This is a genomic window from Streptomyces sp. NPDC001393, from assembly GCF_053597455.1.
The window spans coordinates 103987-127447 of the sequence record NZ_JBSFIH010000001.1; the positions used below are offsets into that span (position 1 = coordinate 103987).

22 protein-coding genes are annotated in these 23461 nt (G+C 71.9%); 15 read left to right on the plus strand and 7 right to left on the minus strand.

Features of this window, described 5'->3' with window-relative positions; translation table 11 throughout:
- The first annotated feature begins 29 nt into the window (after positions 1 to 29).
- Genes ACWC2T_RS00440 through ACWC2T_RS00450 form a run of 3 tightly spaced genes read left to right on the plus strand, consistent with a single transcriptional unit; the run spans position 30 to position 2320 of the window.
- Complete coding sequence (locus ACWC2T_RS00440; RefSeq protein ID WP_450668236.1) at positions 30 to 383, plus strand: histidine triad nucleotide-binding protein; 354 nt, start codon at positions 30 to 32, stop codon at positions 381 to 383.
- A 6-nt stretch (positions 384 to 389) separates the two neighbouring features.
- Positions 390 to 1295 carry a ribonuclease Z gene (locus tag ACWC2T_RS00445; protein ID WP_450668237.1) on the plus strand — a complete coding sequence of 302 codons (906 nt, stop codon included), beginning with the start codon at positions 390 to 392 and terminating at the stop codon, positions 1293 to 1295.
- A gap of 20 nt (positions 1296 to 1315) precedes the next feature.
- Positions 1316 to 2320 carry an adenosine deaminase gene (locus ACWC2T_RS00450; protein WP_450668238.1) on the plus strand — a complete coding sequence of 335 codons (1005 nt, stop codon included), beginning with the start codon at positions 1316 to 1318 and terminating at the stop codon, positions 2318 to 2320.
- Here ACWC2T_RS00450 and ACWC2T_RS00455 read toward each other — a convergent pair.
- Positions 2272 to 3498, minus strand: coding sequence for an MFS transporter (locus ACWC2T_RS00455; RefSeq protein ID WP_450668239.1), 1227 nt, complete (start codon positions 3496 to 3498; stop codon positions 2272 to 2274). The genes ACWC2T_RS00450 and ACWC2T_RS00455 overlap by 49 nt on opposite strands.
- 322 nt (positions 3499 to 3820) lie before the next feature.
- Here ACWC2T_RS00455 and ACWC2T_RS00460 point away from each other — a divergent pair, with 322 nt between their 5' ends.
- The 6 genes from ACWC2T_RS00460 to ACWC2T_RS00485 all read left to right on the plus strand — a co-directional run bounded on the left by ACWC2T_RS00460 (position 3821) and on the right by ACWC2T_RS00485 (position 9722).
- The gene (locus tag ACWC2T_RS00460; protein ID WP_450668240.1) at positions 3821 to 5113 is read left to right on the plus strand and encodes a glucarate dehydratase family protein; all 1293 of its coding nucleotides are present in this window, start codon (positions 3821 to 3823) and stop codon (positions 5111 to 5113) included.
- Between the two features lie 82 nt (positions 5114 to 5195).
- Positions 5196 to 6335: a carbohydrate kinase family protein gene (locus ACWC2T_RS00465; RefSeq protein WP_450668698.1), complete on the plus strand. Its 1140-nt coding sequence runs from the start codon at positions 5196 to 5198 to the stop codon at positions 6333 to 6335.
- Between the two features lie 139 nt (positions 6336 to 6474).
- Positions 6475 to 7545: a PhoH family protein gene (locus ACWC2T_RS00470; protein WP_450668241.1), complete on the plus strand. Its 1071-nt coding sequence runs from the start codon at positions 6475 to 6477 to the stop codon at positions 7543 to 7545.
- A gap of 12 nt (positions 7546 to 7557) precedes the next feature.
- Positions 7558 to 8055 (plus strand): rRNA maturation RNase YbeY, encoded by a 498-nt coding sequence (gene ybeY / locus ACWC2T_RS00475; protein ID WP_208900934.1) that lies wholly within the window; start codon positions 7558 to 7560, stop codon positions 8053 to 8055.
- 9 nt (positions 8056 to 8064) lie between these two features.
- The gene (locus ACWC2T_RS00480; protein ID WP_450668242.1) at positions 8065 to 9366 is read left to right on the plus strand and encodes a hemolysin family protein; all 1302 of its coding nucleotides are present in this window, start codon (positions 8065 to 8067) and stop codon (positions 9364 to 9366) included.
- Positions 9363 to 9722, plus strand: a complete 360-nt coding sequence (locus ACWC2T_RS00485; RefSeq protein WP_450668243.1) for an MmcQ/YjbR family DNA-binding protein — start codon at positions 9363 to 9365, stop codon at positions 9720 to 9722. The genes ACWC2T_RS00480 and ACWC2T_RS00485 overlap by 4 nt, the downstream gene beginning before the upstream one ends.
- A 60-nt stretch (positions 9723 to 9782) precedes the next feature.
- Here the strand turns inward: ACWC2T_RS00485 and ACWC2T_RS00490 are convergent, their stop codons facing one another.
- Positions 9783 to 11225 (minus strand): MFS transporter, encoded by a 1443-nt coding sequence (locus tag ACWC2T_RS00490; RefSeq protein ID WP_450668244.1) that lies wholly within the window; start codon positions 11223 to 11225, stop codon positions 9783 to 9785.
- 122 nt (positions 11226 to 11347) lie between these two features.
- Between ACWC2T_RS00490 and ACWC2T_RS00495 the strand changes: the two genes are divergently transcribed.
- From ACWC2T_RS00495 to ACWC2T_RS00515, 5 genes are all read left to right on the plus strand, one after another.
- On the plus strand, positions 11348 to 12211 hold the full coding sequence (locus ACWC2T_RS00495; protein ID WP_450668699.1) for a helix-turn-helix transcriptional regulator: 864 nt from the start codon (positions 11348 to 11350) through the stop codon (positions 12209 to 12211).
- A 71-nt stretch (positions 12212 to 12282) separates the two neighbouring features.
- Positions 12283 to 12636 carry a cytidine deaminase gene (locus tag ACWC2T_RS00500; RefSeq protein WP_450668245.1) on the plus strand — a complete coding sequence of 118 codons (354 nt, stop codon included), beginning with the start codon at positions 12283 to 12285 and terminating at the stop codon, positions 12634 to 12636.
- A 167-nt stretch (positions 12637 to 12803) separates the two neighbouring features.
- Positions 12804 to 13280: a hypothetical protein gene (locus ACWC2T_RS00505; protein WP_450668246.1), complete on the plus strand. Its 477-nt coding sequence runs from the start codon at positions 12804 to 12806 to the stop codon at positions 13278 to 13280.
- A 162-nt stretch (positions 13281 to 13442) separates the two neighbouring features.
- Positions 13443 to 14780 carry a beta-xylosidase gene (locus tag ACWC2T_RS00510; RefSeq protein ID WP_450668247.1) on the plus strand — a complete coding sequence of 446 codons (1338 nt, stop codon included), beginning with the start codon at positions 13443 to 13445 and terminating at the stop codon, positions 14778 to 14780.
- A gap of 59 nt (positions 14781 to 14839) precedes the next feature.
- Positions 14840 to 15850: a WxL protein peptidoglycan domain-containing protein gene (locus ACWC2T_RS00515; RefSeq protein ID WP_450668248.1), complete on the plus strand. Its 1011-nt coding sequence runs from the start codon at positions 14840 to 14842 to the stop codon at positions 15848 to 15850.
- Here the strand turns inward: ACWC2T_RS00515 and ACWC2T_RS00520 are convergent.
- Positions 15744 to 16082, minus strand: a complete 339-nt coding sequence (locus ACWC2T_RS00520) for a P-II family nitrogen regulator (RefSeq protein WP_450668249.1) — start codon at positions 16080 to 16082, stop codon at positions 15744 to 15746. The genes ACWC2T_RS00515 and ACWC2T_RS00520 overlap by 107 nt on opposite strands.
- The gene (locus ACWC2T_RS00525) at positions 16079 to 17395 is read right to left on the minus strand and encodes an ammonium transporter (RefSeq protein WP_450668250.1); all 1317 of its coding nucleotides are present in this window, start codon (positions 17393 to 17395) and stop codon (positions 16079 to 16081) included. Before ACWC2T_RS00525 ends, ACWC2T_RS00520 begins: the two co-directional genes overlap by 4 nt.
- A gap of 152 nt (positions 17396 to 17547) precedes the next feature.
- Here ACWC2T_RS00525 and era point away from each other — a divergent pair, with 152 nt between their 5' ends.
- The gene (era, locus tag ACWC2T_RS00530; RefSeq protein WP_450668251.1) at positions 17548 to 18501 is read left to right on the plus strand and encodes a GTPase Era; all 954 of its coding nucleotides are present in this window, start codon (positions 17548 to 17550) and stop codon (positions 18499 to 18501) included.
- Positions 18502 to 18816: 315 nt separating this feature from the next.
- Here era and ACWC2T_RS00535 read toward each other — a convergent pair whose 3' ends face one another.
- The 3 genes from ACWC2T_RS00535 to ACWC2T_RS00545 all read right to left on the minus strand — a co-directional run bounded on the left by ACWC2T_RS00535 (position 18817) and on the right by ACWC2T_RS00545 (position 23458).
- Positions 18817 to 19803: an NADPH:quinone reductase gene (locus ACWC2T_RS00535; RefSeq protein WP_450668252.1), complete on the minus strand. Its 987-nt coding sequence runs from the start codon at positions 19801 to 19803 to the stop codon at positions 18817 to 18819.
- Between the two features lie 77 nt (positions 19804 to 19880).
- Positions 19881 to 21413 carry a 3-carboxy-cis,cis-muconate cycloisomerase gene (gene pcaB / locus ACWC2T_RS00540; RefSeq protein ID WP_450668253.1) on the minus strand — a complete coding sequence of 511 codons (1533 nt, stop codon included), beginning with the start codon at positions 21411 to 21413 and terminating at the stop codon, positions 19881 to 19883.
- Complete coding sequence (locus ACWC2T_RS00545) at positions 21410 to 23458, minus strand: FAD/NAD(P)-binding protein (RefSeq protein ID WP_450668254.1); 2049 nt, start codon at positions 23456 to 23458, stop codon at positions 21410 to 21412. Before ACWC2T_RS00545 ends, pcaB begins: the two co-directional genes overlap by 4 nt.
- Between the last annotated feature and the right edge of the window lie 3 nt (positions 23459 to 23461).

Below are 23461 nucleotides of genomic sequence, written 5' to 3' on the forward strand. Positions count from 1 at the left end.
ATTGATCACCAGCGTGAGGAGGCACACGCATGGCAGGCGAACCCCAGGACGACTGCCTGTTCTGCAAGATCGTCGCAGGGAGCATCCCGGCGACGATCGTCCGCGAGACAGACACCACCGTCGCCTTCCGGGACATAAACCCCCAGGCCCCCACCCACATCCTGGTGATCCCCAAGGTCCACTACAAGAACGCTGCCGAACTCGCCGCCGAAGCGCCGCAGGCAGCCGCCGACGTGCTCGCCGAGACCCAGGCCGTGGCCGACGAGGAGAAGCTCGACAGCTACCGCATCGTCTTCAACACCGGCTCCGGCGCGGGCCAGACCGTCTGGCACGCCCACGCGCACGTCCTCGGCGGCCGTGGCATGCAGTGGCCCCCCGGGTAACCCACCGTGTCCGTACGTGAATTGGTGGTCCTCGGCACCGCCAGCCAGGTCCCGACCCGGCACCGCAACCACAACGGCTATCTGCTGCGGTGGGACGGCGAGGGCATCCTGTTCGACCCCGGCGAGGGCACCCAGCGGCAGATGGTGCGCGCCGGGGCCGCCGCCCACGACCTGAACCGGATCTGCGTCACCCACTTCCACGGCGACCACTCCCTCGGCCTCGCCGGTGTCATCCAGCGGATCAACCTCGACCAGGTGCCGCACGAGATCACCGCGCACTACCCGCGCTCCGGGCAGCGCTTCTTCGACCGCCTGCGGTACGCCACGGCCTACCGGGAGACGGTCGGCATCACCGAGGCACCGGTCGCCGCCGACGGCATCCTCGCGGTGACCCCGTCGTACACCCTTCAGGCGCGCAGGCTGTCGCACCCGGTCGAGTCCTACGGCTACCGGCTGATCGAACCCGACGGCCGCCGTATGCTGCCCGACCGGCTCGCCGTGCTCGGGATCAAGGGCCCGGACGTCGGCCGACTGCAGCGCGAGGGCCGGCTGGGGGAGGTCAGGCTGGAGGACGTCAGCGAGGTGCGGCGCGGGCAGCGGTTCGCGTTCGTCATGGACACCCGGCTCTGCGACGGCGTGCACGACCTCGCGGAGGGCTGCGACCTGCTCGTCATCGAGTCGACCTTCCTGGACGAGGACATCGAACTGGCCGTGGAACACGGCCATCTGACCGCCGGACAGGCCGCCGCCGTCGCCCGGAACGCGGGCGTACGGCACCTCGTCCTCACCCACTTCAGCCAGCGCTACACCGAACCGGAGGAGTTCGAGCGGCAGGCGCGGGCGGCCGGTTTCGACGGCGAGCTGACCGTGGCGCACGATCTGCTGCGAGTGCCGGTTCCGAAACGGCGGTAGAAGATCCGTACGATGCTTTGATGCCCCTCCCGAAAGCAGAACTGCACCTCCACATCGAAGGCACCCTGGAGCCGGAGCTGGCGTTCCAGCTGGCCGCCCGCAACGGCGTCGAGCTGCCGTACGCCGACACGGACGCCCTGCGCAAGGCCTACCAGTTCGAGGACCTCCAGTCCTTCCTGAACCTGTACTACGAGCTGATGGCCGTCCTGCGCACCGAGCAGGACTTCGCCGACCTGGCGAACGCCTACCTGGCCCGCGCGGCCGCGCAGGGCGTGCGGCACGCGGAGATCTTCTTCGACCCGCAGGCCCACCTCGCGCGGGGCATTCCCATGGCCACGATCGTCGAGGGGCTGTGGCGGGCGCTGGGCCGCAGCGAGCAGAACCACGGCGTCTCCACCAGGCTCATCATGTGCTTCCTGCGCGACCTGTCCGCCGAGTCGGCTCTGCTGACCCTGGAGATGGCCGAGCCGTACCTGGACCGGATCACCGGCGTCGGCCTGGACTCCGCCGAGGTCGGGCATCCGCCGGTGAAGTTCCGGGAGGTGTACGAGGCCGCCGCCGCGCTCGGGCTGCGCCGGGTCGCGCACGCCGGTGAGGAGGGGCCGCCGGAGTACATCACCGAGGCCCTGGACGTGCTCGGCGTCGAGCGCGTCGACCACGGGCTGCGCTGTATGGAGGACCCGGCGCTGGTCGAGCGGCTGGTGCGGGAGCGGATCCCGCTCACCCTGTGCCCGCTGTCCAACGTCCGCCTGCGCACGGTCGACACGCTGGCCGACCACCCGCTGCCGGCCATGCTGGACGCGGGCCTGCTGTGCACGGTCAACTCCGACGACCCCGCGTACTTCGGCGGATACGCCGGCGACAACTTCGCGGCCGTCCACCGGACTCTCGGCCTGGGCGAGGACCGGCTGCGCGAGCTGGCCCGCAACTCCTTCCTCGCCTCCTTCCTGGAGGACGACGAGGAACGGCGGGAGCGCTACATCGCCGAGGTCGACGCGTACGAGTTCGGCGACGCCGTGTCGTAGGCGTGCCGGGCGGGCACGGCGGGCGACTCCACCGGCAGTTCCACGACCGGCAGGGGCCGCCTGCCCGCCCGCAGCGCCACCGCCGTCATCGGTACGGCGATCAGCAGCAGCCCGGCGCCGAGCACCTTCCCCATCACGGGGAAACCCGCGCCCGCCGCCAGCACACTCCCCGCCAGCGGTCCGGCCGCCGTCCCCAGTGACGCCGCCGAGCCGACCAGGACCGCCCAGCGGCCGCGCGGGTCGAGGGAGGCGGCGAGGCCGATGACGTACGACAGGACGACCGGGTACAGCACGTTCCAGGAGATCTCGCCCGCCGCGAAGGCCGGCAGGTCGGTCGCGGAGGCGCTGAGCGCGATGCAGCCCGCGATCAGCGCCGTACCCGCGCCGATGGGCACCGCCCGGCCCAGCCGGGGGCCGAGGGCGCCCGCTCCGACGACCCCGACGAGTCCGGCGCCGAGCGCGACCGCGAACACCGCGCCGACGGTGGCCTCGGTGAGGTGGGCCTGGTCGACACCGATCCGGCCGCTGACGCCCCACAGCGAGTTCTGGGCGAGGGACCAGCAGAGCATGGCGGCGGCCAGCAGCAGCCCGGCGCGCGGGCGGGGGAGGCGGCCGTGCGCGACGGCCGTGGGGGACGGTGCGGTACGACCGGACAGACGGCCGGTGAGCGGGAGAGCGGCGAGTGCCGTGAGCGCGAGGGCCGCGAGCGGCTGGCCGTGGCCGGGGCCGAGGTGGGGGATCGTCAGGTACAGGGCGCCGGCGAGGGCGGAGACGCCGAGCAGGCCGAGCGTGGTGACCCGGTGCGGGTCGCGGTGTGCCGCGATGCCGCTCGCGGCGACCGCCGTGACCGTGCCGGATCCGAATCCGCCGATGACCGCGCCCGCGACGACGGCCGGTACGAAGGCGGTGAGGGCGGCACCGCCGTAGCCGAGGACGGCGAGCGCGAGGCCGAGCCGGGCGAGCGCGCGGGGGCCGATCCGGTCGAGCCGGGAGGCCAGCAGGAAGCCCGCCGCCGCCGAACTCAGCAGCAGCGCACTGCCGATCGCCCCGGCCTGGGTGGCGGTGAGCGGAAGCCCGGAAGCGAGCCGGCCGACGGTGGTCGGCAGCAGATAGGGCGCGAGGTAGCCGGCCGTGAAAAGGGCGACGAGGGGCCAGGGCAGGGGGCGGGGGGCGGACACGGGCGTTCCAGGGCAGGCGAAAGGAAGGGCTTGGGGAAAGGGGAGAGCGACGCCTGTCGACGGACAGGAACATCCGAGGAAGTTGTACCAAGCACGATGTTCGGGGAAGAAGGCCGGGCGGTGCGATCTGCGTCACTTTCCGGTTTGCTCAGCCTGGGTCCGGGTAAAAGTCGCTAGGCTCGTTCTCATATATGGACACCATTCATAAAGAGAGATGATCGAGGCGGCTTCCTCTTCTTCGACGGGGCCGCCACCGCCGAGATCCGGGCCCGTGCCTCAAGGCCCTGCTCACCACCGGACTCGACCTCGTAGGAGCCTCCCTGTGACCATCCGTGACCTGACCATCGCCGAGGTGCGGCTGACGCCGATCCTGGTCGCCGACCCGCCGCTGCTCAACACCCAGGGGGTGCACCAGCCGTACACCCCGCGGCTGATCGTGGAGATCGTCACCGCCGACGGGATCACCGGGCTCGGCGAGACCTACGGCGACACCAAGTACCTGGAACTGGCCCGCCCGCTGGCCGAACGCCTCCCTGGGCGATCGGTCACGGATGTGAACGGCCTGTTCACGATCGACCTTGGTGTGGACGAGTCGCGGGTCCAGGGCGAGGTGGACGCCGGCGGGCTGCGCGGGGTGCAGAGCACCGACAAGCTCCGCCTCTCGGTGCTGTCCGCCTTCGAGGTCGCCTGCCTGGACGCCCAGGGCAGGGCGCTCGGGCTGCCCGTGCACGCGCTGCTCGGCGGCAGGGTGCGGGACGCCGTCGAGTACAGCGCCTACCTGTTCTACAAGTGGGCCGGCCATCCGGAAGGCGTGGCCTGCGAGCAGGACGACTGGGGGGCCGCCCTCGACCCGGCCGGAGTCGTGGCCCAGGCGCGGCTGTTCAAGGAGCGGCACGGCTTCACGTCCTTCAAGCTCAAGGGCGGCGTCTTCCCGCCCGACCAGGAGATCGCCGCCGTACGGGCCCTCGCCGAGGCCTTCCCCGGGCATCCGCTGCGCCTCGACCCCAACGGCGCCTGGTCGGTGGAGACCTCGCTGAAGGTGGCGAAGGAACTCGGGGACGTCCTGGAGTACCTGGAGGACCCGACGCTGGGCACGCCGGCGATGGCCGAGGTGTCGGCAGGGACGGACGTCCCGCTCGCCACGAACATGTGCGTGACCACCTTCGGCGAGATCAAGGAGGCCTTCACGCGCGATGCCGTGCAGGTGGTCCTCTCCGACCACCACTACTGGGGCGGGCTGCGCAACACCCAGCGGCTCGCCGCGATCTGCGCCGCCTTCGGGGTCGGGGTGTCGATGCACTCCAACACTCATCTGGGGATCAGCCTCGCCGCGATGACCCAGGTCGCGGCCACGGTCCCCGGACTCCACCACGCGTGCGACTCCCACTATCCCTGGCAGTCCGAGGACGTCCTCACCGAGCGGCCGGCATTCCGTGACGGGCGGGTCGAGGTCTCCGACGCCCCCGGCCTCGGGGTCGAGCTCGACCGGGACGAACTGGCCCGGCTGCACCGGCGGTGGGCCGAGGACGACGGCTCGCTGCGCGACCGCGACGACGCGGCCGCGATGCGGGTGGCCGAACCGGGCTGGCGGCAACCGGTGACGCCCCGCTGGTAACCCCCTGTGCGGCGGGCTGATTGGTGCACACTGGCCAGATCCGCACCATGCCAGGGAGCGCACCGTGACCGCCTCGCACACGATCACCGGAGAGGAACCGGAACACCTCACCCAGGCCGCGCGCTGTCAGGCCCGGGTCGACCCGCTCGCCGCGCTGCGCCGGCCCGGCGATCCGCCCTGGGACGTCTATCTGACGGGCACGGTCTTCCTCGACATCATCTTCACCGGCCTGGACTCGGCGCCCGTGCGCGGCACCGAGTCCTGGGCCCGGGGCATGGGCTCCAGCCCCGGCGGGGTCGCCAACATGGCCACGGCCCTGGCCCGGCTCGGTCTGAAGACCTCCCTGGCAGCGGCCTTCGGGGACGACCACTACGGCGAGTACTGCTGGGACGCGCTCGCCCAGGGCGAGGGCATCGACCTGTCGGCGTCCCGGACCGTGCCCGGCTGGCACTCGCCGGTGACGGTGTCCATGGCGTACGAGGGCGAGCGGACGATGGTCTCCCATGGACACGAGCCGCCGCCGGAGGCCGCGCTCATCCAGGAGGGGGCCGCGCGCTGCCCGGCACGCGCGCGTGCCGCCGTGGCCTCACTGACGCCCGGAACGCGCGCGCCGTGGATCGCGCAGGCCGCGCGCGAGGGGACCCGGATCTTCGCCGACGTCGGCTGGGACGACACCGGGGCGTGGGATCTCGCCGGGCTCGCCGATCTGGAGCACTGCGAGGCCTTCCTGCCCAACGCGGAGGAAGCGAAGCGGTACACGGGGACCGACTGTCCGCGGCTCGCCGCGCATGCCCTGACCGAGCATGTGCCGGTGGCCGTGGTGACGCTGGGGCCGGAGGGTGCGTACGCCGTGGACCGGCGGACGGGGGAGGCGGCGGAGGTGCCGGCGATCGCCGTGGAGGCGCTGGATCCCACGGGGGCGGGGGACGTCTTCGTCGCCGGGTTCGTGACGGGGTCGCTGGCGGGATGGCCGCTGGCGGACCGGCTGGCCTTCGCCGGACTCACGGCGGCGCTGTCGGTGCAGGAGTTCGGGGGCTCCCTGTCGGCGCCGGGGTGGTCGGAGATCGGGGCGTGGTGGCGGAGGGTGCAGTCCGTGCCGGGGCAGGAGCCCGCGGCGCTTCGCCGGTACGGCTTCCTGGACGCGCTCGTCCCGGAGGAACTGGACCGGCCGTGGCCGCTGCGCCGCGCGGTGCCCACCATCGGCTTCCGCCGGTCCGGCTGACGAGCGGCGGCCGGCTGAAAAGTGGCCCGGCGAAAAGCCCTACGGGCTTGTCTGTGCACCGTCGTACCCTGGAATCGCGAGGCCGCCCTCAGCTACGCGGCCGTGACGAGGAGGAAGCGCAGGCCTTCAGCGCCGGCCCATGACACAGACACCCACAGCTCACACCACCCCCGCGCAGGAGCAGGCGAGAGCGCAGTTCACCGTCCCCGCCCAGCACCCCATGGTGACCGTGCTGGGTTCCGGCGACTCCCTCCTGCGTGTGATCGAGAGGGCCTTCCCGGCGGCCGACATACATGTCCGGGGCAATGAGATCAGCGCGGCCGGCGCCCCCGCCGACGTCGCCCTCATTTCGCGCGTGTTCGACGAGATGATGCTGGTGCTCCGCACCGGGCAGCCGATGACGGAGGACGCAGTGGAACGCTCGATCGCCATGCTCAAGGCGAGCGAGAACGGGACGAGCGACGGCCCGGAGACCCCGGCTCAGGTGCTGACGCAGAACATCCTGTCCTCGCGAGGCCGGACGATCCGCCCGAAGACCCTCAACCAGAAGCGGTACGTCGACGCGATCGACAAGCACACGATCGTCTTCGGCATCGGCCCCGCCGGTACCGGCAAGACCTACCTGGCCATGGCCAAGGCCGTACAGGCCCTGCAGTCCAAGCAGGTCAACCGGATCATCCTGACCCGGCCTGCGGTAGAGGCGGGGGAGCGGCTGGGCTTCCTGCCGGGCACGCTGTACGAGAAGATCGACCCCTACCTGCGCCCGCTGTACGACGCGCTGCACGACATGCTCGACCCGGACTCCATCCCGCGGCTGATGGCGGCGGGGACGATCGAGGTCGCGCCGCTCGCGTACATGCGTGGTCGCACGCTCAATGACGCCTTCATCATCCTGGACGAGGCCCAGAACACGAGCCCCGAGCAGATGAAGATGTTCCTCACCCGCCTCGGCTTCGACTCGAAGATCGTGATCACCGGTGACGTGACCCAGGTCGACCTGCCGAACGGCACCAAGAGCGGTCTGCGGCAGGTGCAGGAGATCCTGGAGGGCGTCGAGGACGTCCACTTCTCCCGGCTGTCGTCCCACGATGTCGTACGGCACAAGCTGGTGGGCCGTATCGTCGACGCGTACGAGAAGTACGACGACTCGCACGGCACCCAGAACGGCATGCAGAAGGGCCGGGGCAAGTCCGGGCACAAGGGGAAGTAGACCAGCACGACCATGTCGATCGACGTCAACAACGAGTCCGGCACCGAGGTCGACGAGCAGGCGATCCTCGACATCGCCCGCTACGCGCTCGCGCGGATGCGCATCCACCCGCTCTCCGAGCTCTCGGTGATCGTCGTGGACGCCGACGCCATGGAGCAGCTGCACATCCAGTGGATGGACCTGCCGGGTCCCACCGATGTCATGTCGTTCCCGATGGACGAGCTCCGGCCGCCGTCCAAGGACGACGACGAGCCGCCGCAGGGGCTGCTCGGCGACATCGTGCTGTGCCCGGAGGTCGCCGCCAAGCAGGGGGCGGAAGCCGAGACGCAGCACTCCATGGACGAGGAGCTGCAGCTGCTCACCGTCCACGGGGTGCTGCACCTGCTCGGCTATGACCACGAGGAGCCGGACGAGAAGGCGGAGATGTTCGGGCTCCAGGCCGCCATCGTGGACGGCTGGCGGGCCGAGCGCGGGCTGACCGGGCCGTCCCCGGCGCCGACCGTCTCATAAGCGGCCCGTATGTCTCCGCAGATCGTGACCGGCGCGATCGCGCTGGTCGTCGTCGCCTGGCTCGCCGCCTGCGCGGAGGCGGGCCTCGCCCGGATCTCCAGCTTCCGCGCCGAGGAGGCCGTCAAGTCGGGCCGCCGCGGCAGTGCGAAGCTGGCCCAGGTCGCCGCCGACCCCACCCGCTATCTGAACGTGGCCCTGCTGGTCCGCGTCGCCTGCGAGATGGCGGCCGCGGCCCTGGTGACCTACGCCTGCCTGGAGGAGTTCAGCGCCACCTGGCAGGCCCTGCTGATCGCCATCGGGGTCATGGTGCTCGTGTCGTACGTCGCCGTCGGGGTGTCGCCCCGCACCATCGGCCGCCAGCACCCCCTCAACACCGCGACCGCGGCGGCGTACGTGCTGCTGCCGCTGGCCCGGATCATGGGGCCGATCCCGTCCCTGCTCATCCTCATCGGTAACGCCCTCACCCCGGGCAAGGGGTTCCGGCGCGGCCCGTTCGCCTCCGAGGCCGAGCTGCGCGCGCTGGTCGACCTCGCCGAGAAGGAGTCGCTGATCGAGGACGAGGAGCGCCGCATGGTGCACTCGGTCTTCGAACTCGGTGACACGCTCGTGCGCGAGGTCATGGTGCCGCGCACCGACCTGGTCACCATCGAGCGCTTCAAGACCATCCGGCAGGCCCTCACCCTCGCCCTGCGCTCCGGGTTCTCCCGGATCCCGGTCACCGGCGAGAGCGAGGACGACATCGTCGGGATCGTGTATCTGAAGGACCTGGTCCGCAAGACGCACATCAGCCGGGAGGCGGAGAGCGACCTGGTCTCGACGGCCATGCGGCCCGCCGCCTTCGTGCCGGACACCAAGAACGCCGGTGACCTGCTGCGCGAGATGCAGAAGGAACGCAACCACGTCGCTGTCGTCATCGACGAGTACGGCGGCACCGCCGGCATCGTCACCATCGAGGACATCCTGGAGGAGATCGTCGGCGAGATCACCGACGAGTACGACCGCGAACTCCCCCCGATCGTCGAACTCGGCGACGACCGTTTCCGGGTCACCGCCCGCCTGGACATCACCGACCTCGGCGAGCTGTACGGCCTGGAGGAGTACGACGACGAGGACGTGGAGACCGTCGGCGGCCTGCTCGCCAAGGCGCTGGGCCGGGTGCCCATCGCCGGCGCGTCCGCCGAGGTCGAGCTGCCCGACGAGCGTCGGCTGAAGCTGACCGCGGAGGCCGCGGCCGGACGCCGGAACAAGATCGTGACGGTCCTGGTCGAACCCGTCCCCGTGCCGGCCGCCGAGGAGGCGAACCCCGAGTGACGCCCGAGCAGTTGCGCGCCTTCTGCCTGTCCTTCAACGCGGTGGTGGAGGACTTCCCGTTCAATCCGGAGACCTCGGTCTTCAAGGTGCTGGGCAAGATGTTCGCCCTGACGAACCTGGGCGCGCGGCCCCTCACCGTCAACCTCAAGTGCGACCCGGAGGACGCGGTCCGGCTGCGCGGGGAGCACGAGGGGCTGATCGTCCCCGGCTATCACATGAACAAACGGCACTGGAACACCGTGACGGTCGACGGCGGGCTGCCGGAGCGGCTGGTGAAAGAGCTGATCGAGGACTCGTACGACCTCGTGGTCGCGGGGCTGCCCAGGGCGGAGCGGCTGCGGCTGGACCGGCCGTGACGGCCTTGTCAACGGTCCGCGCGGCCGTGTGGTGCACACGGCCGCGCGGAGCGAGATCGTTCAGACCCTGGACCGACCCCGGCTCCGGCCCTGGCGCAGGCCCAGTCCGACCAGGACGGCGGCGGCGAGGACGATGGCCGCATCCAGGGCGAGGACCGTGTGGACGCCGGCCAGCAGGTCGTCGGACGTGGTGGCCAGGACGCCCAGCAGCGGGATGCCGACCGTGATGCCGACCTGCTGGGTGGAGGTCACCAGACCGGTGGCCAGGCCCTGCTCCTCGTCCGGGACCCCGGAGGTGACGGTCAGGCCGTACGAGATGATCGCGCCCAGGTGGCACATGCTGGCCAGGGACACGGCCGCCGTGGCGAGCCAGACCGACCAGACGTGCGAGTTCAGCACGAGCAGCGCCGCGATCAGCGCGCCCTGGCCGGTCAGCGAGCCGACCAGCGTGCGGCGGGCGCCGAAGCGGCCGATCACCTTCGGGGCGAGCGTGCCGGCGACGGCCGACAGCACGCCCTGGACGCCGAAGACCAGACCGGTCTCGAAGGCCGACAGGTGCAGGATCTCCTGGAGGTACAGGGTCAGGACGAAGATGACGGTGGACATCATCGAGAAGGTCACCAAGCCGCCCACATTCCCCCAGGCCACCGTGCGGCGGCGCAGCATGGGAAGCGAGACGAGGGGAGCGGTCGTACGGGACTCCACGGCCGTGAACGCGGTCAGCAGGAGCACGCCGGCGACGAGCGCCGTGATGACGTCCGCGCGGCCGAAGCCGTGGTCGGCGGCCGTGGACAGGGCGTAGATCAGGGACAGCAGGCCGGCGGTGACGGTGACCGCGCCGGGCACGTCCAGGCGCGGCCGCTCCGGGGTGCGCGACTCCGGCAGCAGACCCGGCGCCAGCGGCAGCACGATCAGCGCGAACACCGACAGCAGGGCCATCGTGGAGCGCCAGCCGAGCGCGTCGGTGAGGACGCCGCCCGCGACCATGCCGACGGTGAAGCCCAGCGACAGCAGCGTGCCGGAGATGCCGAGGGCGCGGTCGCGGGCCGGGCCCTCCGGGAAGGTGGTGGTCAGCAGGGACATGCCCGTCGGGACGATCGCCGCCGCGCCGAGGCCCTGCAGCGCGCGCCCGGTGAGGAAGGACGCCGGGTCCCAGGCGAGGGTCGCCAGCAGCGAGGCCGCGCCGAACAGGGCCAGGCCGGTCAGGAACAGCTTGCGGCGGCCGTACAGGTCGCCGATGCGGCCGAAGAGGAGCAGGAAGCCGCCGGACGGGAGCGCGAACGCGGTGACCGCCCACTGCAGGGCCGAGCGGCTCATGCCGAGGTCGGTGCCGAGTTCCGGCAGGGCCACGTTCAGGACGGAGAAGTCCAGCGCGACCATGAACTGGGCGGCGCACAGGACGAACAGGACGAGCTTGTCACGCGTCGACAACCGGGGCGGCCGGGGGGTGTCGAGCGGTGTGCCCGTGGAGGTGGTGGTCTGGGTGGTGGTGTCGATCGCCATGGCAAGAGCTTCGGGCGAACGGAATACCGGTGGGGAGTCGGAACTTATGGTGGTGGTGACACCACCAGACAGACGGGGCCGTCACGACGGGGGAGGAGCGGTACGTGCCTGCTGCGGGGGCGATGAGGAGTCATCGGCGCGACGAGCTGCGGGAGTTCCTGATGAGCCGGCGGGCCCGGGTCAGTCCCGAGGAGGCCGGGCTGCCGGCCGGGGGCGGGCGACGCCGTACGCCCGGACTGCGCCGGGAGGAGGTCGCGGTGCTCGCCGGCGTGGGCGCCTCCTGGTACCAGTGGCTGGAGCAGGGGCGGGAGATCTCCGTGTCCCCGCAGGTGCTGGACGCCGTCGCCCGGGTGCTGCGGCTGAGCGACGCCGAGCGCCGGCATCTGTACCTGCTGGCCGGGATGAATCCGCCGGCGCCCGAGGTCGCGCCCGAGCAGAAGCGGGCCAACTGCGACGGGCTGCGGCGGCTGATCGACACCTGGATGCCGTATCCGGCGCACATCATGGACCTGTACTACAACTGCGTGATGTACAACGACGCGGCCGCGATCGTGCTCGGCATGCGGCCGGACATCACCCAGAACTGTCTCATCGACTTCTTCGTGGACCCGCTGTACCGGTCGCGCAGCCACAGCTGGGAGCGGAACGCGCGCACGGTCGTGGCACAGTTCCGGGCGGCGTGTGCGGCGCGTCCGGACGACGAGGGGTTCCAGGCGGTGCTCGCCGAGGTGAGCGAGGCCAGCGCCGAGTTCCGGGCGATGTGGGACCGGCGGGACATCGAGGACCAGGGGCAGATCCGCAAGGAGCTGGAGCATCCGCTGGTCGGGCTGCTGGTCGTGGAGTCGACGGCGATGAAGGTGCCGGCCCGGCCCGATCTGAGCATCGTGCTGCACACTCCGCTGGACGAGGCGAACACCGCGGCGAAGCTGGAGTGGCTGGCGTCTCCGGCGGGGCGGCGGGGCGCGATGTATCCCGTGGCGGGGTGACGAACCCCCTTGGCGGGGTGACGAGCCCCCCATGGCGGGGTGCGCGGGCTGTCGCTTCGTATGCTCTGGGCATGACCGAGAGCAACGCGCTTGACCCCGAGGACCGCAAGATCGTGACCCTGGCCCGTTCCGTGCGGGTCCGCAACGGTGTGCCGGAGGGGGCGGCCGTACGGGACGACACCGGGCGTACGTATGCCGCCGGGTCGGTCTCGCTGCCCTCGTTGAAGCTGAGCGCGCTCCGCACTGCCGTGGCCATGGCGGTGGCGTCGGGGGCTACGTCGTTGGAGGCGGCGGCGGTGGTGAGCGACGCGGAAGTCCTGCCGGACGAGGACCGGGCTGCTGTCGCTGACCTCGGCGGTGTGGAGACGCCGGTGTTGCTGGCCGGCCCTGACGGCGTTGTGCGGGTCATCGTTTCCGCCGGCTGACGTACCCGAGTACCAGCCGAACAAGAGGTCGGCTGGAATTCAACCTTGTTGGGTTCCTTCCCTTGCGCATCAATGAAGCCGTTACGCCCGACGGGTCGTCAGATCCGCACCCGCCCGTCGGTGTCCCCCCACATCGCACTCCCCACAGGGAAGGGAAGCGGATCCCCATGAGAGGCAAGCGCACGGCAACGGGTGCGGCACTGGCCGCCGGGGCCCTCGCGGTCACCGGACTGGCCTTCGCGCCCACTGCGGCCGCCGTCACCCCACAGTCGGCGACCATCACCGCGAGCTGCGGCGTCTTCGGCGGTGGCGCGGCCACGCTCACCGCCACCCAGAGCGGCACCTCGGCCACCATCACCCTCACCTCCTCCGCGATCACCGCGCCGGTCGCGGTCGCGCAGGACTCCATCTCCTCCACCCTCACCCTGGCCAAGGCCGGCGGCGGGTCCGTGGTGTTCAGCGGGACCAAGAACCCCGCCATGAACACCGGCGACGCCGTCAGTGTCGGCCCGCTCCCCGGCACCGTCGCCTCCGGTGACAGCCTGGACGCCTACGGCGGCTCGCTGACGATGGTGATCTTCGGGGTCACCGTGACGTGCACGGCGAACGGCCCGCAGTCGCCCGGCCCCTTCGTCTTCGACTGACTGAACTGAGCGATCTGTTCCGGATGCCGCAGAATCCGACGAGAACTGATGATCCGTCAGATTTCTGCGGCATCTCCATTGACTTCTCACCCCGGCTCCACATCAATGCCCCCTGTCGGCGCAGATGAGCCGCTGCGCCCGCAACCCTCAGGAGGGGGCCCCATGGGTTCGACACCCCCAAGACCACGAAGATCCCGACGGTGGCGCTGGGCGTCCCTGTTCGGGGCGACCGCGCTCGCGGTCACCGCGGGCGGCGCGCTGGCCGGTCCGGCCGGTGCCGCCGGCACGAACGTGGACTTCGCCACGCACTGCATCCCGCCCGCCGTCGCGGGCATCCCGCCGATCGACGGCACCACGACCGCGAACGTGTCGGTGGACAACACCAGTCCCAAGGTCGGCGACACCGTCACCGTGACCTACACCGTGGTCACCGCCGCCGCGAGCAACCCCACCGACCTCGCCCTGCCGGCCGACATCATGACCCCGACCGGGAAGGTGACCCTCGGCGGCGCCCAGACCGGGGACGTGACCGTCGCCGGGCCGAAGAAGAACCCGCCGGTGCCGGGGAAGGCCGCCTTCCCGTCCTTCTCCATGACCGGCACGTTCACCGTCACCAAGGCGGGGCAGATCACCCTCTCGCCCGGCGACTACAACATCCACACCAGCTACATCCTGGAGCTGGACACCCCGTGCACGGTCACCAACCCGCCCGCACCGGTGTCGCAGACCGTCACCGCGACGGACGGCACTCCCGCCAACACCCGTTCCATCTCGCTGAGTTCGGCCTCCGGTGACCCGGGTGCCGGTGTCATGGTCAACGGCACCAACTTCACGCCGGGCGCCACCGTCACCCTGGCCGGGCGGTCCGGGGACCGGCAGACGGCCGACACGGCGACCGTCACCGCGAACTCCCAGGGCTCCTTCAGCGGTTCCCTCGTCGTCAACGACAAGACGACGACCGGGATCGTGGCCTACGAGGGCGGCTCCTGGAGCGCGGACAAGGGCGCCGGGCCCGCGGCCTACGCCGTCAACGACAACACCCCCGTCCCGCCCGGCAGTCAGAAGCTGACCACCACCGTCAAGGCGGGCACGCTGTCCATGTCCCAGGCCGGGGACTCCGTCGCGCTGTCGGCGGTCGACTTCGGCAAGGGCGGGGCCTCGACCGGCAAGCTGCAGACGGTGACCGTCCAGGACTTCCGCGGCGGACCCGCGGGCTGGTCCCTGACCGGCAAGGTCACCGACTTCACCGGTCCTGGCGGCAAGATCGACGCGGGCAGACTGAGCTGGACGCCCGCGTGCGCGACCAAGGCCGGCAGCCCCAGCACCTGCAAGGCGGGCTCGGCGGGCAGTGTGGGTGCCTCGGGAGCGACCCTGGCGTCGACCTCCGACGGCACGCTCACCGGCGGTGAGTTCACCGTCGACGCCGCACTCTCCCTCAACGTCCCGGCGTTCACGGCTCCGGGCGCGTACTCCGGTGTGCTCACGCTGACGCTCACCTGAGCGTGCGGGCGTCCGCACCCGCCCGTTCCTTCGTCACTCCTCTGCGGGGGTCCGCACCCATGCGCAAGCTGTACGTCCTCCTCCTGGGCCTGATGCTGGCATGGCAGGCCGCACCCGCCCACGCCGCCGACAACGGCAGCTGGTCCGTCTACCCGGTCGCCTCGAAGATCGCCGCGCGGCCCTACTTCTACCTCTCCGCCGACCCCGGACAGACGCTCACCGACACGGTCGCCGTACAGAACAGGACCGGCAGGCCGCTCACCTTCCGGCTCTACGCGGCCGACGCCTACAACACCGCCAGGGACGGCGGTTTCGCCGTACGCGCCCTGAAGGAGCGCATGCTCGGGGTGGGCGCCTGGGTGCGGATCGCGAAGTCCCGGGTCACCGTCCCCGGGCACAGGACCGTCACCGTGCCCTTCACGCTGCACGTGCCTGAGGGGGCCGAACCCGGTGACCACCCTGGCGCGGTCGTCGCCCTGGACGAGCACGTCGACCCCGGCAGCGGCTCACCGGCCCTCGGGGTGCAGCGGGCGGTCGGCGCCCGAGTCTACCTCCGGGTCAGCGGGCCCACCCTGCCCGCGCTCTCCGTAGGGCAGCTGCACATCAGCCACCACCAGCCCCTCATCCCGGGCATCGGCACCGGCACGGCGACCGTCTCCTACACCCTGCGCAACACCGGGAACGTCATCCTCGACCCCAAGGTGGAGCTGAAGGCGCGCGGGCTGTTCGGCCGTACGCTGCTGGAGCGCGAGCTGACCCGGGTGCCGTCCGAGCTGCTGCCGGGGCAGTCGGTACGGCTCACCGAGACCTGGCGCGGGGCGCCGCAGCTCGACCGGGCGGACGTGACGCTGACGGCGAGCGCGCCCGGCACCCGGCAGTCGGCGAGCGCCTCCTTCCTCGCGCTGCCGTGGCTGGTCGCGGCGCTGGTGCTCGTCGCGGGCGCGGCGGTCGGGATGCTGCTGGTCAGAGCGCGTCGGGGCCGCGTTCGCCGGTCCGTACGCGGACGACCGTCTCCACGGGTACGGCCCACACCTTCCCGTCCCCGATCTTCCCCGTCTGCGCGGCCCTGACGATCGCGTCGATCACGGCATCGGCGTCCGCGTCCTCGACCACGACCTCGATCCGCGCCTTCGGCACCAGGTCGACCCGGTACTCGGCACCCCGGTACACCTCGGTGTGGCCGCGCTGCCGGCCGTAGCCGCTCGCCTCGGTCACGGTCAGACCGTGCACGCCCAGCTCCTGCAGGGCGGTCTTGACCGCGTCCAGACGGTACGGCTTGACGATCGCGGTGATGAGCTTCATGCCTGGGTGTCGACCTTCTGCGTGCTGATGCCGGTGAGGACGGAGTGGGAGACCGGGGCGCCGTGGCCCAGGACCCCGTGATCGTAAGCCGTCTCGGCGTGCACCGTAAGGTCCAGGCCGGTGTGCTCCTGCTCCTCGCTCGCGCGCAGGCCCATCGCCTTGTCGAGCAGCTTGCCCAGGCCGTACGTCACCGCGAAGGAGTACAGCGCGACGGCCACCACGGCGAGCGCCTGCCTGCCGAGCGGGGCGAGCCCGCCGCCGTAGAAGAGGCCTTCCGTACCGCCGGTCATCGCCTTCTCGGCGAACAGCCCGATCAGCAGGGTGCCGATGACGCCACCGACCAGGTGGACGCCGACGACGTCCAGGGAGTCGTCGTAGTTCAGCCTGAACTTCCAGCTCACCGCGTACGAGCAGACGACACCGGCGGCGATGCCGACGACCAGCGCGCCGAGCAGGGACACCGTGCCGCAGGAGGGCGTGATCGCGACGAGGCCGGCGACCGCGCCGGAGGCGGCGCCGAGCGTGGTGGGGTGGCCGTCCCTCTTCTGCTCGACGAAGAGCCAGCCGAGCAGGCCGGTGCAGCCGGCGGCGAGGGTGTTGAGGAAGGCGGCGGCCGCGAGGCCGTTCGCGCCGAGCGCGGAGCCCGCGTTGAAGCCGAACCAGCCGAACCAGAGCAGACCGGCGCCGAGGATCACCATGGGCAGGTTGTGCGGGCGCATGGCGTCCTTCTTGAAGCCGAGCCGCGGGCCGAGGACCAGGCACAGGGCGAGGCCGGAGGCCCCGGAGGCGATCTCGACGGGCATGCCGCCCGCGAAGTCGAGCGCGCCGAGCGCGTTCGCGATCCAGCCGCCCGGGCCCCACACCCAGTGGGCGATGGGAACGTATACGAGGAGCGTCCAGAGGGGGACGAAGACCAGCCACGCCGAGAACCTGGTCCGGTCGGCGACCGCACCGCTGATCAACGCGGCCGTGATGATCGCGAAGGTGAGCTGGAAGGTGGCGAACAGGAGCGTGGGGACGGTGCCGTGCACGCTGCCGGGGCCGAGATGCGCCATCCCGGCGTGCCGGAGTGAGCCGATGAGCCCGCCGAACGCGTCGTCGCCGAAGGCGAGGGAGTAGCCGGCCGCCAGCCAGACCACCGTGACCAGGGCGATCGACACGAAGCTCATCATCAGCATGTTGAGGACGCTCTTCGTGCGGACCATGCCGCCGTAGAACAGGGCCAGGCCCGGGGTCATCAGCAGGACGAGGGCGGTCGCGGCGAGCAGCCAGGCGGTGTCGCCTGTGTCGACGTGCGCGGCGGCGAGGGGCACGGGCGTCTCCAACGGGTGTGCGGGCTCGTCAGAGCGTCACCGGTGGGCGTTTCCGGTTGCGTACGGGTGTGTTTCCGTGACGTTTCGTTGCGCCGGGGTTACCGAAACCTCACGGTACGGCGGGGCCTCGTGGATCAGGGACAATGAACGGCATGAGCGTTCGTACCCAGTCATCCGAGCAGTCGGCCGAGGCCGTCCACCGTGCCGGTTTCGCCTGCTTCGTGGGCCGCCCCAACGCGGGCAAGTCCACCCTCACGAACGCTCTGGTCGGGCAGAAGGTGGCGATCACCGCCAACCAGCCGCAGACGACGCGGCACACGGTGCGGGGCATCGTGCACCGTCCGGACGCCCAGCTGATCCTGGTCGACACCCCGGGCCTGCACAAGCCGCGCACGCTGCTGGGTGAGCGCCTGAACGACGTCGTACGCACGACGTGGGCCGAGGTCGACGTGATCGGCTTCTGCCTGCCGGCGAACGAGAAGATCGGTCCCGGCGACCGCTTCATCGCCAAGGAGCTGGCCGGGATCCGGAAGACCCCGAAGGTCGCCATCGTCACCAAGACCGACCTGGTCGACTCCAAGACCCTCGCCGAGCAGCTGATCGCGATCGACCAGCTCGGCAAGGACCTGGGCATCGAGTGGGCCGAGATCGTGCCGGTGTCGGCGGTGGGCGCCAAGCAGGTGGACCTCCTGGCCGACCTCCTCATCCCCCTGCTCCCCGAGGGCCCGGCCCTCTACCCCGAGGGTGACCTCACCGACGAGCCCGAGCAGGTCATGATCGCGGAACTGATCCGCGAGGCCGCGCTGGAGGGCGTCCGCGACGAGCTGCCGCACTCCATCGCCGTGGTCGTGGAGGAGATGCTCCCGCGCGAGGACCGCCCCGCCGACCGTCCCCTCCTGGACATCCACGCCAACGTCTACATCGAGCGCCCCAGCCAGAAGGGCATCATCATCGGCCCCAAGGGCAAGCGCCTGAAGGAGGTCGGCATCAAGTCCCGCAAGCACATCGAGGCGCTGCTGGGGACACCGGTTTTCTTGGACCTGCACGTGAAGGTTGCCAAGGACTGGCAGCGGGACCCGAAGCAGCTGCGCAGGCTGGGGTTCTGAGTCCTTTTCCCACCCGCCCACCCGACTCGGTCGGCCGAGAGGTGGCCGTCACGGGGCCTGGCTGGGATGGGCGGTGATGTGGCGGTGCTTGTGTGCCCTGGCAAGTGCCTGATGGAGGTCGGTATCAAGTCCCGCAAGCGCATCGAGGCGCTGCTGGGCACGCCGGCCGCGCGGCGGTAGCCGCACATTGATGCACCTGGACCTGCATGTGAAGGTCGCCAAGGACTGGCAGCGGGACCCGAAGCAGCTGCGCAGGCTGGGGTTATGAGCCACCCGCATCGAGAGCCGAAGCAGTCGTTCGGACTCGGCTTTTGATCACTGCCCTCCCCGTACGTCGAGGACCACGCGCCGACCGCGGGTCTCGCCCTGTTCCAGGCTGCGGTGGGCCTCCGCGGCCGCGCTCAGGGGGAAGGACGAGACGGCGCGGGGGCGCAGGCGGCGGTTCGCGAGGAGGCGGTTGATGGTGACGGCGGCCTCGGCGAGTTCGCCGGTGGTGGCATGGGAGATGACGAACCCCCGGATGCTGCAGTCCTTCATGTAGAGGGCGCCTGCCGGGAGTTCGGGGCGCGAGGAGGCGCCGGCCAGCAGGACGATCCGGCCGCGCGGGGCGAGGAGCGGGACGGCGAGGCCGAGGTCGTTGGTGCCGCTGGTGTCGACGTAGAGGTCGACGCCGTTCGGGACGTGCTCGCGCAGGGCGTCCAGAAGGCGGTCGGAGCGGTAGTCGACGACCGCGTCGGCACCCAGGGAACGGCAGTGGTCCGCGTCGCGCGCGGCGGCGGTCGCGACAACCCGGGCACCCGCCTCGACGGCCAGGACCGTCAGCGCGCTGCCGACGTTGCCGGCGGCCCCGGCCACGACCACGGTCTCTCCGGGCCGCAGCTGCCCGTGCGTGAACAGGCCCAGGTAAGCGGTGGCCGCCGGGTGCAGCACGGCGACCGCGGTCCTCGGATCGACGCCCGCGGGCAGGTGGTAGAGACGGTCGGCGGGTACGACGGCCCGTTCGGCCGCGGCGCCCTGCCGTCCCTCGTGGCCGAGGCTGTTGCACCACACGGTGTCCCCGACGGCGAACCCGGGAGCCCCGGGTCCCGCCTCGGCGACCGTGCCCACCAGGTCGCGGCCGACGACGAACGGGAACGGCAGCGGCGTACGGAAGACACCCGACCGTACGAAGGTGTCGACGGGGTTGACGGTGGTCGCGGTGACGTCGACGAGGACATCGGTGGGGCCCGGGCTGGGATCGGGCAGTTCGCCGTGGTGAATGGCCTCCGGGGTGCCGAGCCGTTCGATGTAGGCGGCGCGCATGGCGAGTGGTCTCCCTTTCGAGGGCAGGGGCGTCAACGGGTCCTACGTTGTCGAGTGGATTGGACGGGGCCGGCGGGTCACGGTTTCCGGGGCACGGCCGGCGCACTCTCCGGCCCGCCGATGGCCAGCGCCGCGTCCACCAGCTCCGGTGCCGCCCCGAGGTACTGGACCGGATCGCACAGCGTGGTCAGCTGCTCGGGTGGCAGGGCGTCCGGGTGACCGGCGCGGGCGAGGTGCTCCGACAGCAGGTCGGACAGGGGCCGCCCGGAGCGTTCGGCGGCGGCCGAGGCGCGAGTGAGCAGTTCCTTGGCGGTCGCCCTGCCCAGGTGCGGGGCCAGTGCGGCGGCCACCCGCTCCGAGACGATGCGGCTGCCGGTCAGGCCCAGGTTGCGGCGCATACGGTCGGGGTGCACGCGCAGTCCTTCGGCGAGTTCGGCCGCGGTGTGGGCGGCGCCTCCGGTCAGCCGCAGGCATTCGCGCAGGGGCTGCCACTCCGCGTGCCAGACTCCGCCGGACCGTTCGTCCTCAGTCGTCAGACACCCCGTCAGGGTCGCGGCCAGCGAGGGAACTTGGAGTGCGGCGCTGCGGATCAGGGTGCTCAGGACCGGGTTGGCCTTGTGCGGCATCGCGGAGGACGCCCCGCGGCCGGCCGCCGAGGGTTCCGTGAGTTCCCCCACCTCCGTACGGGCCAGGGTCTGGACATCGACGGCGATCTTGCCGAGGGCGGCGGCCGTGAACGCCAGGGCGGCGGCGAGGTCGGCGATCGGGGTGCGCAGGGCGTGCCAGGGCAGGACGGGCCGGGCCAGACCGGTCTCCTCGGCGAAGGCGTCCGTGAGCAGGGTGAGGTAGTCGGCCACGAGGCGGGGCGGACCGTCGAGGCGGGCGTACTCCAGGTAGCCGGCGAGCGTTCCGGCGGCGCCCCCGAGGACGACGGGCAGTCCGTGGTCGAGCACGCAGGCCAGCCGCCGGTCGGCGTCCAGGACCAGCTGCCGCCAGCCGGCCGCCTTCAGTCCGAAGCTGGTGGGAACGGCGTGCAGGGCGAGCGTGCGCCCGGCCATGGGGGTGTCACGGTGGCGGGCGGCGAGGGCGAACAGGGCCCGTTCGGTACGGGCCAGGTCGGCGCGGATGATGCGCAACGCGCGGGCGGCCACCAGCATCGCGCCGGTGTCGAACACGTCCTGGCTGGTCGATCCGCGGTGCACGTACTCGGCGGCCACCGGGTCGCGTTCGGCCACCGCACGGGTGAACTCCCGCACCAGGCCGACGACCGGGTTGGCCGTCTCCCGGGCGGCCAGAGCCAGCGCCCGCAGGTCGAGTCGGCCGTCGCGGGCGACACCGGTGATGGCGTCGGCGGCTTGCTGCGGCAGCGCGCCCAGCCGTGCCTGAGCGCGGGCCAGCGCGGCCTCGGCCGCCAGCATGGCCTGGAGCCAGGCGCGGTCTGAGACCGCTGTCTCGACAGGGGTGCCGGCGCGCACGGGGGAGAGCAGCCCGGCGTCGAGCCCTGTCCAGCCGCCCGCATCGGCGGTCGGCTCCGTACGGTCATCCTGCACGGTGGACTGCCCCGCAGGGTCTGCCGGGTCGGCCGTCGGTATCGCGGCGGCACCGTTCATACGATCACCTCCAGGGTGTCCGCGGCGGTGCGGTGGCCGGCGGGCGCGTGCGGGGTGGTCGCGGGCTGGAGGGAGAGGATGGCGCGCGCGATGGCGTCGGAGTCGCCGAGGGTGACGGAGTCGACGCCGGGGCGGATGCCGGAGGCGGTGGCCCAGTGGACGGCCTCGGTCGGGATGCCGTACGCGTAGCGGCGCGGGTGGATCCGGCCGCGGGCGTCGACCAGACGGGAGGGGCGCGCGGTGACAGCCAGTCCGCCGGTGGTGTAGTCGCCGGCGGGGGATCCGACGCGGTGCGCGGTGGCCTGCTCGGTGTCCAGGAGGTGCCGCAGCAGCGGGTCGGCGGTGCGCAGCAGGTCCGCCTCGGGCAGCCGGGCCTCGATCAGTGCGCCGGCCCGTACGGGAGGTCCGGGCACGGCCGAGGACTCCGCCACGAAGGCGGCGCCCGCTCCGGAGGGGCCGCCGCCGTCGCCGGAGGCCTCCAGCCGTACCCGCGTCCGTGGCCCGAGCACCGTCAGCACTCCGGCCTCGATGAGCGCGGCCATTTCCTCGATGCGCGAGACCGGCGGGCCGATGGACAGGAAGGCGTTCAGCGGGGTGTACCAGCGGTCCAGGTCGTCGCGGTGGGAGGTGCCGTCCAGCCCGCTGTGGTCGACCGCGAGCCGGACCTCGTTGCGCAGATCGCGCAGGATGTCGAGGGCGGCCTTCAGCGGGCCGCTGAGGTTTCCGGCGCGGGCCGCGGCGACATCGGCGGCCAGGTGGCCCAGCAGCCAGTCGTGGAAGGCCGCGCGGTCGCCGAAGGTCCGGCCGCCGCACGGGTCGGCGAGCGCCTCCCAGTCCCAGCGGTCGGCCGCCTCGATGCCGTACGCGTCGAGCAGCTCGGCCGGATCGCCGTCCAGGGGCAGGGCCAGGAAGGCGTCGGTGAACGCGGCGCGCTCCGCGTCCCGGCCGCGCGCGGTCAGCAGGGTGCCGTAGTAGACGCTCTCCACTTCCCGGGAGATCAGCGGCCACAGGTCCCGGCGCAGGTGCACGGCATCGCCGCGGGCCGCCGACCGGGCCCGCAGGTCCGCGATGAACTCGGGGGTGAGCAGGCGCGGGTGGTAGCGGCCGGTGGCGCCCTTCTCGTTCTCGCCGCGGGCGTGGTACGGGACGCCGCGCCGCGAGAAGGCGTACAACCGGGGTTCCCTGCCCGAGGGTTCGTAGACGAGCCGGTCGCCGTGCCGGGTGAAGGTGCCGCCGCGGCCGGCCGTCAGCAGCGCCATGTGGTCGAAGAAGTTCAGCCCGAGGCCGCGCAGCAGGACGTTCTGCCCGGGGGCGAGGGCGCTGAGGTCCAGGTCCGCGGGGTTGGCGGGCGGCAGGTAGGTGAGGTGGTGGATGCGGGCGAGGCTGGCGGTGCGCGCCTCGGCCGGCGTGGGACGGGCGGGGACATGGCCCTGGCAGAGGACGACGGCGTCGAGGTCGTCGAGCCGGGTGCCGTCCTGAAGGCGCAGGCCCTGGGGGCCGTCGGCGACGCCGTGGGTGTCGGCCAGGGCGACCGCGCGCGAGCGGTGGACGCGCACGGTCACCTGCGCGGGCGCGCCGGCGACCGCGCGCCGGAAGCAGTCGCGCAGGTAGTGGCCGTAGAACGCGCGGGTGGGGTAGGAGTCGGGGCCCAGTCTGCGGGCCTCGGCCAGGGTCTCGGGCGGGTAGTCGCCGGCCTCGCCCAGCAGGGCCAGGGAGGTGGCCCACTCGTGCAGGCTCGGGCCGGGCTCGACGGGGCCCGCGACCCGCACGCTGTCGTCCGTGTAGACGGTGATCTGCGAGGCGACCGTGTTCATCAGCAGGTGCCGGGACTGGTCGGTGCGCCATACCTGGCCCGCGCCCGCCGGGGCCGGGTCGATGACATGGACGGTGACGGGGCGTCGGCCCGAGGAGCGTCGTGCGTAGGCGCACAGCCGTTCCAGGACGGACAGCCCGCGCGGTCCGGCGCCGACGATGGCGATCCGGAGGGGGCCGTCGCCCGGGGTGCGGCGCTCGCCGTCGCCGGGGAGGTTGCTGATGCTGTTCATGCT

Bases quoted from the DNA above. Each gene is read 5' to 3' on its own strand.
- ACWC2T_RS00440 (WP_450668236.1), top strand. From the start codon at position 30: ATGGCAGGCGAACCCCAGGACGACTGCCTGTTCTGCAAGATCGTCGCA.
- ACWC2T_RS00450 (WP_450668238.1), top strand. From the start codon at position 1,316: ATGCCCCTCCCGAAAGCAGAACTGCACCTCCACATCGAAGGCACCCTG.
- ACWC2T_RS00470 (WP_450668241.1), top strand. From the start codon at position 6,475: ATGACACAGACACCCACAGCTCACACCACCCCCGCGCAGGAGCAGGCG.
- ybeY (WP_208900934.1), top strand. From the start codon at position 7,558: ATGTCGATCGACGTCAACAACGAGTCCGGCACCGAGGTCGACGAGCAG.
- ACWC2T_RS00480 (WP_450668242.1), top strand. From the start codon at position 8,065: ATGTCTCCGCAGATCGTGACCGGCGCGATCGCGCTGGTCGTCGTCGCC.
- ACWC2T_RS00490 (WP_450668244.1), bottom strand. From the start codon at position 11,225: ATGGCGATCGACACCACCACCCAGACCACCACCTCCACGGGCACACCG.
- ACWC2T_RS00495 (WP_450668699.1), top strand. From the start codon at position 11,348: ATGAGGAGTCATCGGCGCGACGAGCTGCGGGAGTTCCTGATGAGCCGG.
- ACWC2T_RS00500 (WP_450668245.1), top strand. From the start codon at position 12,283: ATGACCGAGAGCAACGCGCTTGACCCCGAGGACCGCAAGATCGTGACC.
- ACWC2T_RS00505 (WP_450668246.1), top strand. From the start codon at position 12,804: ATGAGAGGCAAGCGCACGGCAACGGGTGCGGCACTGGCCGCCGGGGCC.
- ACWC2T_RS00510 (WP_450668247.1), top strand. From the start codon at position 13,443: ATGGGTTCGACACCCCCAAGACCACGAAGATCCCGACGGTGGCGCTGG.
- ACWC2T_RS00515 (WP_450668248.1), top strand. From the start codon at position 14,840: ATGCGCAAGCTGTACGTCCTCCTCCTGGGCCTGATGCTGGCATGGCAG.
- ACWC2T_RS00520 (WP_450668249.1), bottom strand. From the start codon at position 16,082: ATGAAGCTCATCACCGCGATCGTCAAGCCGTACCGTCTGGACGCGGTC.
- era (WP_450668251.1), top strand. From the start codon at position 17,548: ATGAGCGTTCGTACCCAGTCATCCGAGCAGTCGGCCGAGGCCGTCCAC.
- ACWC2T_RS00535 (WP_450668252.1), bottom strand. From the start codon at position 19,803: ATGCGCGCCGCCTACATCGAACGGCTCGGCACCCCGGAGGCCATTCAC.
- pcaB (WP_450668253.1), bottom strand. From the start codon at position 21,413: ATGAACGGTGCCGCCGCGATACCGACGGCCGACCCGGCAGACCCTGCG.
- ACWC2T_RS00545 (WP_450668254.1), bottom strand. From the start codon at position 23,458: ATGAACAGCATCAGCAACCTCCCCGGCGACGGCGAGCGCCGCACCCCG.